The organism is Anabaena sp. UHCC 0253 (assembly GCF_009712085.1).
Classification (GTDB): domain Bacteria; phylum Cyanobacteriota; class Cyanobacteriia; order Cyanobacteriales; family Nostocaceae; genus Dolichospermum.
Genome location: NZ_VILD01000003.1, coordinates 59,641 through 72,799, shown reverse-complemented (window position 1 = coordinate 72,799; position 13,159 = coordinate 59,641). Strand labels below are relative to the sequence as shown.

At 36.5% G+C, this 13,159-nt stretch carries 12 protein-coding genes and 1 pseudogene; 3 read left to right on the top strand and 10 right to left on the bottom strand.

The annotated features are described in order from the left end of the window. Positions 1-70 precede the first annotated feature (70 nt). A complete protein-coding gene (locus FJR38_RS08620; RefSeq protein ID WP_168536520.1) occupies positions 71-3,682 on the top strand; it encodes a helicase-related protein in 3,612 nt (1,203 codons plus the stop codon). A gap of 157 nt (positions 3,683-3,839) precedes the next feature. Here FJR38_RS08620 and FJR38_RS08615 read toward each other — a convergent pair whose 3' ends face one another. The 10 genes and pseudogenes from FJR38_RS08615 to FJR38_RS08575 form a co-directional block, all read right to left on the bottom strand. Continuing rightward, a complete protein-coding gene (locus FJR38_RS08615; protein ID WP_168536518.1) occupies positions 3,840-5,039 on the bottom strand; it encodes a PD-(D/E)XK nuclease family protein in 1,200 nt (399 codons plus the stop codon). A 59-nt stretch (positions 5,040-5,098) separates the two neighbouring features. Further along, positions 5,099-5,233 (bottom strand): annotated as a pseudogene (locus FJR38_RS28310) (DUF3368 domain-containing protein); the annotation flags it as partial. Positions 5,234-5,245: 12 nt separating this feature from the next. Continuing rightward, positions 5,246-5,581 (bottom strand): hypothetical protein, encoded by a 336-nt coding sequence (locus tag FJR38_RS08610; protein WP_254449403.1) that lies wholly within the window; start codon positions 5,579-5,581, stop codon positions 5,246-5,248. Beyond that, the gene (locus FJR38_RS08605) at positions 5,578-5,823 is read right to left on the bottom strand and encodes a UPF0175 family protein (protein WP_168536516.1); all 246 of its coding nucleotides are present in this window, start codon (positions 5,821-5,823) and stop codon (positions 5,578-5,580) included. The genes FJR38_RS08610 and FJR38_RS08605 overlap by 4 nt, the downstream gene beginning before the upstream one ends. A gap of 37 nt (positions 5,824-5,860) precedes the next feature. Continuing rightward, positions 5,861-7,372, bottom strand: a complete 1,512-nt coding sequence (gene trpE, locus FJR38_RS08600; protein ID WP_168536514.1) for an anthranilate synthase component I — start codon at positions 7,370-7,372, stop codon at positions 5,861-5,863. 146 nt (positions 7,373-7,518) lie between these two features. Then, positions 7,519-7,935 carry a photosystem I reaction center subunit II PsaD gene (locus FJR38_RS08595; RefSeq protein WP_168536512.1) on the bottom strand — a complete coding sequence of 139 codons (417 nt, stop codon included), beginning with the start codon at positions 7,933-7,935 and terminating at the stop codon, positions 7,519-7,521. A 221-nt stretch (positions 7,936-8,156) separates the two neighbouring features. Further along, positions 8,157-8,588, bottom strand: coding sequence for a hypothetical protein (locus FJR38_RS08590; protein WP_174763939.1), 432 nt, complete (start codon positions 8,586-8,588; stop codon positions 8,157-8,159). A 22-nt stretch (positions 8,589-8,610) separates the two neighbouring features. Beyond that, positions 8,611-8,883 carry a hypothetical protein gene (locus FJR38_RS08585; RefSeq protein ID WP_168499833.1) on the bottom strand — a complete coding sequence of 91 codons (273 nt, stop codon included), beginning with the start codon at positions 8,881-8,883 and terminating at the stop codon, positions 8,611-8,613. A gap of 149 nt (positions 8,884-9,032) precedes the next feature. After that, a complete protein-coding gene (locus tag FJR38_RS08580) occupies positions 9,033-10,079 on the bottom strand; it encodes an ABC transporter permease (protein WP_168499835.1) in 1,047 nt (348 codons plus the stop codon). A 16-nt stretch (positions 10,080-10,095) separates the two neighbouring features. After that, entirely contained in the window at positions 10,096-10,614 is a 519-nt protein-coding gene (locus FJR38_RS08575; RefSeq protein ID WP_168499837.1) for an adenine phosphoribosyltransferase, read from the bottom strand. A 295-nt stretch (positions 10,615-10,909) separates the two neighbouring features. Here FJR38_RS08575 and FJR38_RS08570 point away from each other — a divergent pair, with 295 nt between their 5' ends. Together FJR38_RS08570 and FJR38_RS08565 are read left to right on the top strand one after the other, a co-directional pair. Further along, positions 10,910-11,536 carry a DUF3038 domain-containing protein gene (locus FJR38_RS08570; RefSeq protein ID WP_168499839.1) on the top strand — a complete coding sequence of 209 codons (627 nt, stop codon included), beginning with the start codon at positions 10,910-10,912 and terminating at the stop codon, positions 11,534-11,536. Positions 11,537-11,554: 18 nt separating this feature from the next. Beyond that, a complete protein-coding gene (locus FJR38_RS08565; protein ID WP_168536510.1) occupies positions 11,555-13,021 on the top strand; it encodes a DUF4335 domain-containing protein in 1,467 nt (488 codons plus the stop codon). Positions 13,022-13,159 lie beyond the last annotated feature (138 nt).

Genomic DNA, 13,159 nt, shown 5'->3' with positions numbered 1-13,159 from the left:
CGTGAGATATAAAATGTGATTCATTTACCCGAAAATCGCTGTAAGTATGTGAACGGAAACAAACCAAAATATGACAGCAAAAATAGCAGATGATTTAGGAAGATTATTTGAAGTAGGATTTAATATTGGTATTTTATCTTATATTCACAAAAACCAAATCAAAAATTGCTTTGGAAATTTATACCATGATGAACTTAAACATCTCAAATTTTCGGAAATTAGAAAAACCATAGTTAGGAAAGTTATCAGCAACCTAGACAGAGAAATAGCTGATACCTGGTGTCAATTTTTTGTTCAGAAAGGGTTTTTATGTGGTTTAAATTTCTTTCAGGAATATATCAACTCTATTGGATGTAATGAACCAGCAAAATTTCGACATTTAGACATTTTATATTATCAATGTTGTTTTAATGGGGATAACAGCATTGGTACTCATGAAGTTAATCATCAACAATGGTTTAAAGATGTTTTTTCCCAGTTTAAAAATTTAGAAAATCCTGCAAATTATATTGATACATATAAAGGTAAAGGTGATTTTCTCAATGCTGATAGTTTAATTTTATTGAAATATAAACGCAAATATCGGGTTTTATGTCTTGACTTGTCAGTATTTTCGATTCACACTGACGAAGATATGGAAAATATTGATTATGTAGAAATTATTCGTCGCTTATTAATGCGAGATGTTAACTATATTCGTTCTAAAAGTGTATTTTCTAGTTTGCGAATTGATACCGAATCTTTAGGTTTAGATTTTTCCCCAAGTTTAAAGGAATATTTTACAGCTTTTAAATTGAAGGATAAAGAAAGCGCGAAATTAATTCAAGCTGCTGGTTATATTTATAGCTTTTGTCAGTTTCTGGAAAAAACGACGATGATTCCAGATATATCACAGTTGGTATGTAATGCAGTTGGATATAGCGATCGCTCATTCAATACCATCTCTATTCCAGCACAGGATCTCGACATTTTCCAAACCTGTTACCAAATCTATAAATATGATAGCAGTCCCGCCGAAATTACCGACGCACGCCACAAAGTTCTCGATAGAATTAAACGTGCTGCTTATACTAGTTTTGATCAAGGAAAGGAATTTGTTAACTCACTTTTAGAAATTAGTCCAGATACCATCAACATATTACCAACTTACACCGAAAAAATCACAGAATTTTATAACTCTGTCGCAACCGTACCCCCAGAGTTAATTTCTACTTTGAATTTAACCGGAAATCCCAACTTCCGACAAGCACATAATCAACTAATTAAACAATATCTCCTTTCCAAAAATACCTACATCTTCTTAACTGGAAATCCGGGAATTGGAAAAACTACCGCTATCGTGGATTTTCTCACACAATACAAAGATGATGGTTTTCTTTTATTCTACGTTAGTCCCCGTAAACAAGTCAATCTTGACATCATCGAGAAATTTAAAAATCACGAAACTGGAAAATTAGTTGATAACCGAATTTTCGCTATCAATTCCCACAGTCATTTAATTCAAGATAACTGGGGTAAATATTCAGTCGCATACACATCAAACCAACATCAAGATGATTTTACTTTAGGAGGAGTTCATTTTCTCAACAGTGAAAATATTCAAAGAAAAGCTAGACGCAAAGATAGACTTAAACATATTACCGATGATACATTTCAAGATATAGGACAAAAAACTAAAGGAGTTTTAAATAGTATCTGTGAAGGTTTATATAACCTCATTAGCTGTGAAAAATATAACCAAATTATTGCTACTACTTCCACACAGTCATTGAAAAAAACAGATTATGGGGATACTTTGAAACATCTCACTAAGATATTTAGTGACGCATATAATACAAAAGAGAATACAGTTTTTCCAGAGAAAATGCGAAAAATTTCTAGTCGCATTAAACATCTATTTATTATGATAGATGAAATTACAGGAGATGAAGGAGGAGTAGAATTTTTAGATGGAATTCACAAAATAGTGAGAGAATATAAATTAGCATCTCTCGAAAATGGTTTCAATACTAAAATTATTGTTGCTGATGCTTCTATAGTTGATAAAAATGTCATTCTTCAACATTTAGAAGATACTACTCCTGAACCAAATAAAGTCTTTTTTCGGAAAGCAGAAGCAAACATTGAACCTCTCTCAGTGGAATCTTTCACATTTAAAAATTTACCTGCTATCATCATTAATACCAATACATATCCAGCGAAAAGTCTAACTATCAATTATCAAATTATTATTGAATCTTGTAGGTTTACCGATAAAGTCAAATTACGCGATAAATCTAACTTGGAGAAAAAAATCCAAGAGCAAATTTTTCAAGATATTCAAAATCTTCTCCAAAAATCCGCAGTTGAACAATTTATAGTTTATATTCAAAATAAACGTCAATTAGCAGAATTCATTGATAAAATTCAAGCAAAGTTAGGAAAAGATAACTTTAGCAAAAATGTCCATTACCTAGAAATACACGCAAATATATCTGAATACGAAAAACAAGAAATTAAAAAATATCAAGAAACCGTTAAAGTCATTTTCATGACAGCTTCAGGAAGTCGCGGTTTATCTTTCCCCAAAGCTAAACATATCTTGGTAGAAATCCCCAAGTTTGAGATTGAGAAAAACCTCATGGAAATAATTCAAGTAATTTACCGGGGACGGGGAAATGATATTATAGATGATCAAGATAAATACTTAACTTTCTATTTAGCTGAACGTTCAATTTATTATCAGGATAACCCCCAACTTTCTGTACAGGAAAGTGTTTTGAGTTTATTAAATCTTCTCTTAGTTCTCAAAGCATCAATTATGACCAGAATTCAAGGTTATGGGATAATTGGGAGGAAAAAATATATTCTTATTCCCATTGGGGGAAAATCGGTTTTAGCTGCTGGAGAAACCTTTTCTAGTCAAATCGCAAGTCTGATTAACCAACTCAAAACAGAATATAATATTAATAAAAGTCATAAATTATTAAAACAAGTCTACATGAGTTTAGAAAAACTCATGGGAGATGGTGATTTTGAAGTTGAAAAAAATCACAATACAGCAGCAAGTTATTTAACTATCCGCGAAAATTTTAACAACAAATTTTTAGCGGTAGCGAAAACTTTTGATAAATTACTTGATTTCAAACCATTGGAGTTAGGTTATATTAGTGGTGGTTTATTAATAGTACCCAGTAAAAATATCGAAGAATCATATCAAATGCGATTATTAGATATGCAAAAATATGCAAATGCAGAATTATGGGAAAACTTGAAAAGCATCAGTAGAAATAAAACTTATCCAGAAAGTCTCACTTATGCGGTGAAAAATGCCATAGAATTAGTTGAAAGACTCAAAAATGCAATACCCAAAACGCAGAATTTTATCCAGAAAAGTCAACACATAGATCAATATTATGCTTTACCATTATTTGCATTTATTAGTGGTAAAGTCATGAAAGAATATTTTGAAAATGATCCAGAAGAACCAGAAGATCAACGTTTCAAAGATATTCTCTCTACCTACATCCGTTTATTATATCCTGTCAGTAACGTTTTACCAATTGGTCACAATTATCAAGAATTTCCCTTTGTGGTGTTTAGAAGTTATAGCTTAGAAGAAATTAGAAACAAAGTTTTTACAGAAAAATATCTATTAAATTCTCATGAATTAAACGTTCTCAATTTAATTCTTTCTCGATAACCTCAATTAACAAAGAAAATTTTTTCGCATTTTAAGAGTTAAGGGTATTGACTAGCATCCCAAAACCTGATAAGCTTGATCTTGATGAGGAAGAACTATCTTTGTCGCACAAGCGTATTAAAAGATATCTGGTAATATTGTGGCGTAATTGCACTATTCAATTATGATTTAAAATCACCTCTATAGTTGTGCTAATTATCTGCTCTATAGCTACAAAGTCATTTTTACTAAAATCCTGCCAAAAATCCTGAATTTTTGTGATTATATTTTCAATATCACCATCCTCATAATCAATATTATTTAAAATTTGTTTATTATAAATGGTTGTCCATTTTGAACTTAGTCTTGTTTTTTTGAAAATTTTTGAATGGTCTTCCTTTTGTAATAACTCAAATATTTTCTGCCGGATTTCTTTATTGTCACTGGGTCCAATTTGCACTCTCATACTAAGAGAAGTAGGAAGATTTTCAAATTGAAAATAAATCATTACTCGACTTCCTAATTTATTTTCCCAGTGTTTCGCTCCAAAACTTGTGTATCCCTTGTTCCAAAAATCTGCAAATATTTCGTTAGATTCAATAAGTGGATTTAGTAATTTCTTAATTTTCACAACTATTTCTGACTGTAAGTCTGGACGATGCTCAATAATTAAATCAAGAGCTTGCCTATGTTTAAAATAAATTTTACGGCAAAGTTCTGCAATTTCTGAATCACTCACAATATGTCTCCTAATTAATGTGGAATAATGTGTCATTAATGTGTAAATATCTGCACCAAGTATAGATTTATAACTTTTACAAATACTATCAATTATTTGTATTACTTGAGAATAGCTATATATTCTCCAATTGGCTTTAGATGATAAACTTCCTTCGGGAGTTAAATAAATTAAAATTTTTCGATAATTTTTGTATTCAATATCAATAATGTTCTGATATCTTTCTAACTGGTTTGAATGTTCTCCCGAATCAATTTTATTTTCTATAGCACATATTAATTTATTACGCGGTGAATGGATAAGAATATCAATATTTTGCCACTCACGTCTAATCTCTGAGTCTGTTAAATCAGCTATATCTATATCAACAGGACTAATTTTTGTATAATTTGTATTTGTAGGGTTATCCGTTTCTAAAAGCACTCGCTTCAGAAATCGCTTGAGAAAAATATCATCAAGTCTATGATTTTGAGATGGATCTAAAAGAAATGCTAAAAAATCTGAATGTCTAATTTCTTGTCTGACTACACCAATAGCTTCAAAAATATTGAATTCAGCTAGTTTTGCTTCTAGTTCCTCTAAGTCTTCATTATCAACTATAAAGCTTTCTAGTAATTCTCGTTGTTTGTCTGAAATCAAATTTCACCCCGCCCAAATGCTAAAATTTTGCCTAAACAGAGATTTATGCTATCAGGTTGCTATTCTCCTGCAACTAATAAAACTTCTGCATACAACTGTTCACGAATCCAGAAACCATTAGCAATCAAATCATCTAATATAGGTTTTACCAGTGGAATAAACCCTTGTTGTCTAGCAGCTAGTACAGCACCTAAGAGTCCAGTAACCTATAAACCAGACTTTATTGCTTCATTTCTACCTTTTCGCTCATCAATAATCAGTCTATCAGCATTTAACTCAACAGCAAGAGCTATCGCTTCTGCTTCACCTGGATCTAAAATTGTTTGTAGAGTCTGAACTAGGACAATATTAGTAACTGGTATAACTTGAATCCAATCGAGAGTTTGAAGTGCTAGTGTACCTGGATCTGTACTACCAGAAGCAAGAATTTCCTGATAGACTGCTTGTGGAATAATGACCTTACCATAAAGTTGCTGCAACAAAGTTAACTGTCCAATCGCAGCGAGGTTACTGATAGGTGATGTATTGCTAATAATAATCATCGCCAATTATTAGCTTCCAAACTTTTTACATCTTCCCTAAATTCAGCAATATCATAATGAATGGGAATTTTTCGACTAGCAAGTAATCGTTGAAATTCAAGTTGATTTATGCCTACAAAATGACTCGCTTGTCCTAAAGTAAACCGCTCTTGTTCAAAGAGCAAAATTGCTATTTCTTGAATTAATTCTTGATCAGACATTTGGATTGTCTGCAAGACTTCATCTGTAATCATAATACTCATATATCTCTTCTCCTGCGAGGATTCAATAGGTTAAACCTTATCGCAAACAACGAATAGCTTCTAATAAACCTCTAGCTTTATTCAAAGTTTCTTCATATTCCTTTTCTGGGTCAGAATCAGCCACCAAACCTGCACCAGCTTGGACAGTCACCGTCTGATTATGTAATACCATAGTTCTGATTGCGATCGCACTATTCAATTGTCCTTCAAAATCATAATACCCATACACACCAGAATACACACCCCGGCGACTCGGTTCTAACTCATTAATAATTTCCATCGCCCTGATTTTAGGCGCACCGCTGACAGTCCCAGCAGGAAAACAAGCTTTAAGTAAATCCCATGCAGTTTTACCAGGTGCTAACTTACCCACCACATTACTAACTATGTGCATAACATGAGAGTAGCGTTCAATCACCATTAATACATCAACCTTAACACTACCGCTGCTACACACCCGACCCAAATCATTACGCCCTAAATCTACTAACATCACGTGTTCGGCGACTTCCTTGGGGTCTTGAAGTAAATCTTCCGCAAAAGCCGCATCTTCTTGAGTTGTCTTCCCTCTGGGTCTAGTTCCCGCAATGGGACGGACTGTAGCGATAATTTCCCCCTCATCATTACGTTCTGCTTTTACCATGACTTCGGGACTAGAACCAATAATTTGCCAGTCTTGGAAGTTAAAATAAGCCATGTAAGGCGAAGGATTGATTTGCCGCAGAGAACGATATAAAGCGAAGGGATTACCTGTATATTCTGTGGATAAGCGTTGAGAAATAACTACTTGGAAAATATCACCAGCTTTGATATGTGCTTTAGCTTTTTCCACACTGGCGCAAAATTCTGGGCGGGTAAAGTTGCTTGTATATTCCTCTATTCCCGCTTTTGGCTTGTTTCCAGGGGCTGTCCAGGATAATTTGGTGTTTTCTGGTGATAAGGGCAAAGATAGCTTTTGTACCATTTCCTGAATGCGATCGCTCGCTTTTTGATATGCTACCTCTAACCCGGCTGGATCACGTAAATCTGCATAAGCGATCGCCCAAATTTTCCGTTTTACCTGGTCAAATACCAACAAATGATCTACCTGCATCCATAACCCATCAGGGATATTGCGCTCATCTTGGGCATGAATTGGTACACGAGACTCAATCCAATTTATTAATTCATAGCCCCAAAACCCAAATAAACCGCCAATTCCTGAAGGTAATTCTGGTAATTTTACTGGGTGATAAGGTGCTAAACATTCAGATAAAGTAATAAACGGATCACCTGTAAAAATTTGTTGAGAACCATCTCGATGAGTTTGGGTAGTTTGATCACCCCGTGCTTCCAAAATCCACAAAGGATCACAACCCAATAAACTATAACGTCCTACTGTTTCCCCACCTTCCACCGATTCCAGTAAAAAGCTATAAGGTTGATCTGCACAGACTTTATACCAAGCCGATACAGGTGTATCCAAGTCTGCTATCCATTCTTGGTAAACTGGCACAAAATTACCTTTGATAGCAAGCTTTTGAAACTGGTCGAAATCGGGGAAAATCATAAATAATTAAAAATAGACAATTAAAAATTAAGACGGAGTTTTTGGTAATGGGTAATTGGGCAAAGTTTTATCTTCCCCATTACCCATGACCAATTAATAATTGTCAATTGTCAATTGTCAATTGTCAATTACCCATGACCTAACGATTAAGCATCGTAAGTAGCTTTACCACTGAACTTAATTTGTGCAGGATTAGGATTTTGACCAATTCTGCGGGGTACGAAACGAACTTTCTCACGACCAGCATTGACCTTTTCAGGGAAGACACCATCAGCAGGGTGAATCATTGAAGTTTCGCCACCAGGGAGAATGCGGTAAATCTTGTAGTCGGTAATTTTAAATTTGCGAAGTTGAGCGCCTAAAGCAATACCATACTCTTTGCGAGCAATGTAAAGTAGGTTTTCGCCTTTTACCATTTTAGCCGCGCCACCAGTGGGCATTTCAAAGACTTGCTCTTTGGGGCTTGTCCAGGTGATAGCGTACTTTTCTTCTACATCAGCTTTTGTGAGTAGACCACCAGTGCTGCCACCAAAGATTGGGGTTTTTCCAGTCAAAGTTGCCATAAACTCTCTCTCAAGGTTTTTACGGCATACTAACATTGGAACTTAACTTATGTTGCGATCGCGTTATAGACTGTAACAGTTTTTAGTGATCGCGTCTAGCATCATATTTCAAAACCATTCCCAAAATATCATAAAGCATCATTCATTTGTACTAAATATGCTTCTATATGCACATATATCTCACTAACACAAAAGAACTCAACAAAAAGAGGTTACTATAGTTATAGTATACTTACTCGTCCATCATTGCGAATATAAAGAGAGCGATCGCCTGGATAATTGCGACTATTAGGACGAATTTCTAAAACCAACGTCCCAAAATTCGGTTTAGATACAACACCTTTTACAAACCTTCCCCCATCATCCCAAAACATGAGGGTAAACTCATCTAAATTTCCCCCCTCCAAGTCAAATTGGAATTTTTCTCCATGCTGTAAAGTCTTTTTTCTCATGACTGGTAACTGTTCTAATCTCACAGCCCCATAACTGCGATTTATAACTTGCACCCGTATATATTGCCCTGGTGTAAACTGAAGTGGAGCAGGACCACAATTAGAAGCACAAGTTTGGGCTAATGTTTCTTGAGAGTTAATTGGTGTTAATAGTAAAGTTGTAGTCAACAATGTGGCAGAAATAGCAAATTTAATATTCATTTTTTGCACCCTGTTGTATTCTTCAAATATTCTTTAAAAACTCAATTTCCGGTAATAAAGGATCATTAACAATCCCCACACCAGCAAAACCCCAACGTTTGAGTAAACCGCCTACCTGTGTACTAGGAACTGATTCTACAGTCAAGCGGCTTGCTAAATCAGCAGCATGGGTATTTAGATAACTCAAAGCCTCAAAATCTTCTTTAAACAATAATAAGTATCCTGATGTCCCATCATCCACACGGGCTGTAAGATATTTACCATCTGTCCTGGAACGGATAATATAATAAACCATTGGCAATTGGTGATTTTATTCTTAATTATTATTATTCTTTTTTCTCCTGTACGGGCGAAGCATTCGGGCGATTAATTATCGGTTTTTTCCCAAATTTATCTTCCGAATGCTTCGCCCCTACCAATCCTGAACTCCTGACTCCTTTCTCCTTAATTCAAATCTTCCAACTTAATTCTTGGATCTGCGGCTTTTAAGATCAAGTCAGCAATTAGATTACCAATAATTAATAATACTGCACTCATTACCAAACTCGCCATCACCAAATATTGATCTTTAGCTAAAACAGCTTGTAGCGTTAACTTTCCTAAACCAGGCCAGTTGAAGAAATTTTCCGTAATAAATGCACCACTCAACAAACCCGCTAATTCAAAACCTAATAAAGTAATTAATGGGTTAATAGCATTTCGCAAAGCATGAATATAAATAACGCGGTTTTCTGGAAGTCCTTTAGCGCGGGCAGTTTGAATATAATCTTGACGTAAAACATCCAATAATTGACCACGCATAATGCGTTGTAAGCCAGCAAAACTGGTAATACTCAGAGCAATCAATGGTAAAATTGCGTGCCAACCGACATCTATAATTTTACCTAGCCATGTCAGTTCTGAATGATCAATACTAGTCATATTACCCACTGGAAAGAGTGGGGTAGTAATCTGAGCAAAAAATAGCAGAAATAAGACAGTGATAAAACTAGGAACACCTTGACCAGCATAACTAACTATCTGTAAAACCTTGTCAGTAGTGCGATTTTGTTTCACAGCAGCGAGAATACCCAAAGGGATAGCGATCGCCCATGTTGTAATTAAAGAAGCGATCGCTAATAATAAAGTAGCTGGTACTCTCTCCCATAACAACGACGATACAGAACGTTGATAAACAAAACTTGTCCCAAAATCACCCCTCGTCACAATTCTCTGTAACCAAAACCCAAACTGTTCTGGCCAAGACTTATCTAAACCAAATTGTTGTCTAATTTCCTCAATGCGTTCCGGCGAAATTTTCGGATTTTGTCGCAAGGTATCAACATAATCTCCCGGAGACAACTTCATAATAAAAAATGACAAAGCAGACGCTAAAAAAATTGTCAACAGCGCCTGCAAAAGCCGTTTGATTACATAAACGAAAGTCTCACTTGTAACTAGCTTCATCAGCCAGTTGCGACTCGTTTCCAATGTCATTTTTGTATTGGTCATTAGTCAATTATATTTCCTAATATTCAACTAGGGAAATAATTGGGACATCAGGTAAATGCTTCCGTCCTTGCAAATCCCGTAGCTCGATGATAAACCCAAACCCAACAAGTTCACAGTCAATCTTCTGTACCAACTTTGCTGTTGCACTTGCAGTTCCACCAGTAGCAATCAAATCATCCACGATCAAAACCTTGCTACCAGGCACTAAAGCATCCTGATGTACTTCTAAGGTATCTGTACCATACTCTAATTGATATTCAATTGAATGAACTGCTGCTGGTAACTTTCCTTTTTTGCGAACAGGAATAAAACCAGCACCTAATTTATAAGCCACAGGCGCACCAAAAATGAATCCCCGCGACTCCATCCCAATAATGTAATCTACCTGAATTTCAATTTCTGAGCATTTTTGTGCTAAAAAGTCAATAGTATAACGCAATCCAGCCGGATCGCTTAACAAAGTAGTGACATCCCGAAATAAAATTCCCGGCTTAGGAAAGTCTGGTATATCACGAATCAGAGACTTTAAATCCATATTTGTGTCACATAAGAAAACAACGGTCAAGAGGCAATAATTTTCCCCAATCCCTGAAAAATCCTACACTATAATGTCATACCCTGGAGACTAGAACTTTTGATTGATCATCTTATTCCCAATCCCCAATCCCTGCTATAGATGAATTAACGCCTGAAAAATTTATGGTATGTGGAAACATTTGGGTAGAAAAACTAAGTAATGTATATAATTGAACTGCCATATCGCGCCAGCGATTAGCAAGTTGGAGGATAATGTTAATAACTTTATTGGAAACGCACAAGGTATTTAGAGAATGAATGTCTCCGCTAGTGTCACACCTTTGAACAGCCAGAATTTTCAGGGAACGCCCATGATTTTGGATACTTTACCAGATCCAGCGATCGCTGGGCAGGTATGTCCACCCAGAACAAGATTGCAAATAGACCTCATGTTATTAGCCATTGAAGCCTTAGAACTGGGCGGTTCTGAAGCATTCTTGTCCTTTGCTGAAGAATTAGACCTCAAAGGCATTATCAAAAATCGGGTAAACTTATGGCGGATGCGAGCCTCTAACCCCATGCGGAGAGCGCATAGTCGTCGCCCCCTAGATATTTTAGAAGCCAAAGCCTTAGTAGTCATCGCTTGCTACATCGCTCGGCGTTTAACTGTCGTCATTCGGCAACTACTCACCATATATCAACAACTGGCAGAAAAACAAATTCCCCCAGAACAAAATTTAAGATTAGCTAATTACCTAGAAAGGTTTAGAGCGCATTTTAAAAGTCGGATGAATTCTCGTCGCTCCGGTGTACTAGCATTAACTTCTGATGAAAAAATAGATGAACTAGCTATAGAGTTATTAGGAAAATTACTATTCTGTACAGGTACAGCGGGAATGCAGCGATACTGGATTTCTCTTTTTGATGGTGAAGTTGAGTAAAGTAAATAAAAATAAATAATGAATATCCAACGTAAGTATAGTTTACCGAATTGTACCCTGCTCCTAGAAGGGTTAAGTGACATGACACGGACTACTAACTTTCAAGAACTGCGTCCAGAACTATCTATATTAGTGAATGCAGAATGCTATTTATCTAGTTACACTCAACCCATAACTGGGGGAAGAGAATTTTTTGAAAGCTTAGTGAGAGCCGTCAGCACTTACGCCCAAGAAGTTTTAAGTAACATTCCCAACCCCGCCCAAAAAAAGGTTGAAAATCAAAATTACGAATCAGAATTAGTAGAATTACAGAAAATTGATAGCAACAGACATAGATTAATTGTTCACTCAGAAGTGACAGGAGAGAACATTGGGGGGAATACCAACCAAGAACAACAGTCAACAATTCAAATAGACTTAAATACAGTCCAATTATTTGATTTAGTTGAAGCCGTAGATCAGTTTTTTGCAGATAGCCAAACTTTACCAGAATTATCACTAGAACTACACCCAGTTACTCGCAGCTATGGTGGTTCAAATCAAGCCCTACTCAAACAAGCAATCCCCGCTACAGTAGGTGTATCCAGCCTAGCTGTAGCAGCCTTGGCCTTTAGTTTAATTCCTGCCCCCCAATTGCGTCCACCTGATACCCAACCAGAGGAACAGTCCAGCACTACCATACCTACCGTCACACCGGAAGCATCAGCTTCTATCACCCCCACAGCAGCAGCAACCCCCACAAATACACCCACAAGCACACCCACAGGTACACCTGAGGCAGCAACATCTGTTGCAGTTAAAGATTTAGAAACACTTTTAAAGACAGTTCCAGAAATTACAGATCCATCCCAGTTACGGGCATTAAATCGCCAAGTTTATAATCAAATTCATCCAGTTTGGGAAAATCGCTCCGCACTACCAGAGGATTTAGTTTATCGCTTAGGCGTGGCTGCGGATGGTAGTATCGTGGGTTATAAAGCCGTCAATACAAAAGCCAGCGATGCGATCGCCAAAACACCACTACCTAAACTGCTCTATAATCCTGGCGATCGCACTACTAATGAACCCATTGCTCAATTCAAGGTCGTCTTTACTCAAAAAGGTGTTCTCGAAATTAGTCCTTGGCGAGGATACGCTAAAACACCAGAAGTAATTGGTGAAAAAATCACTGACACCAGTAAAATCAAAGACCTCAATCAAAAGCTATATAGTACAATTCGTCAAAATTGGAGTGTTACTCCCACCTTTGCCAACGAGTTAAAATATCGGGTAGCAGTGAACAAAGAAGGTGTGATTGCCGACTATGAACCACTTAACCAAGTCGCTTTCGACTATTTCCGGGAAACACCTCTTCCCCAGATGTTCCAGTCGGTTTACGGCTCAAATATAGCTCCACCAGAAAATAAAGAACCCCTAGCACATTTTCAAGTAGTATTCACACCCAAAGGTGAATTAGAAGTTAATCCTTGGAAGGGATACAAATAATTGTCAGTTGTCAGTTGTCAGTAGAAAACATATTCTCCCCTGCTCCCCTGCTCCCCTGACTCCTGACTCCTGACTCCTGACTCCTGACTGGGCGCAGGCCCTGCGCCCCTACATCCTCGACTCCTATTTAGGGCTTGC

What these genes read in the sequence shown, in the direction of transcription:
- FJR38_RS08620 (WP_168536520.1), top strand. Translation starts at nt 71, where the DNA reads ATGACAGCAAAAATAGCAGATGATTTAGGAAGATTATTTGAAGTAGGA.
- FJR38_RS08590 (WP_174763939.1), bottom strand. Translation starts at nt 8,588, where the DNA reads ATGAATATTAAATTTGCTATTTCTGCCACATTGTTGACTACAACTTTA.
- FJR38_RS08580 (WP_168499835.1), bottom strand. Translation starts at nt 10,079, where the DNA reads ATGACCAATACAAAAATGACATTGGAAACGAGTCGCAACTGGCTGATG.
- FJR38_RS08605 (WP_168536516.1), bottom strand. Translation starts at nt 5,823, where the DNA reads ATGAGTATTATGATTACAGATGAAGTCTTGCAGACAATCCAAATGTCT.
- FJR38_RS08585 (WP_168499833.1), bottom strand. Translation starts at nt 8,883, where the DNA reads ATGGTTTATTATATTATCCGTTCCAGGACAGATGGTAAATATCTTACA.
- FJR38_RS08595 (WP_168536512.1), bottom strand. Translation starts at nt 7,935, where the DNA reads ATGGCAACTTTGACTGGAAAAACCCCAATCTTTGGTGGCAGCACTGGT.
- trpE (WP_168536514.1), bottom strand. Translation starts at nt 7,372, where the DNA reads ATGATTTTCCCCGATTTCGACCAGTTTCAAAAGCTTGCTATCAAAGGT.
- FJR38_RS08610 (WP_254449403.1), bottom strand. Translation starts at nt 5,581, where the DNA reads ATGATTATTATTAGCAATACATCACCTATCAGTAACCTCGCTGCGATT.
- FJR38_RS08575 (WP_168499837.1), bottom strand. Translation starts at nt 10,614, where the DNA reads ATGGATTTAAAGTCTCTGATTCGTGATATACCAGACTTTCCTAAGCCG.
- FJR38_RS08570 (WP_168499839.1), top strand. Translation starts at nt 10,910, where the DNA reads ATGAATGTCTCCGCTAGTGTCACACCTTTGAACAGCCAGAATTTTCAG.
- FJR38_RS08565 (WP_168536510.1), top strand. Translation starts at nt 11,555, where the DNA reads ATGAATATCCAACGTAAGTATAGTTTACCGAATTGTACCCTGCTCCTA.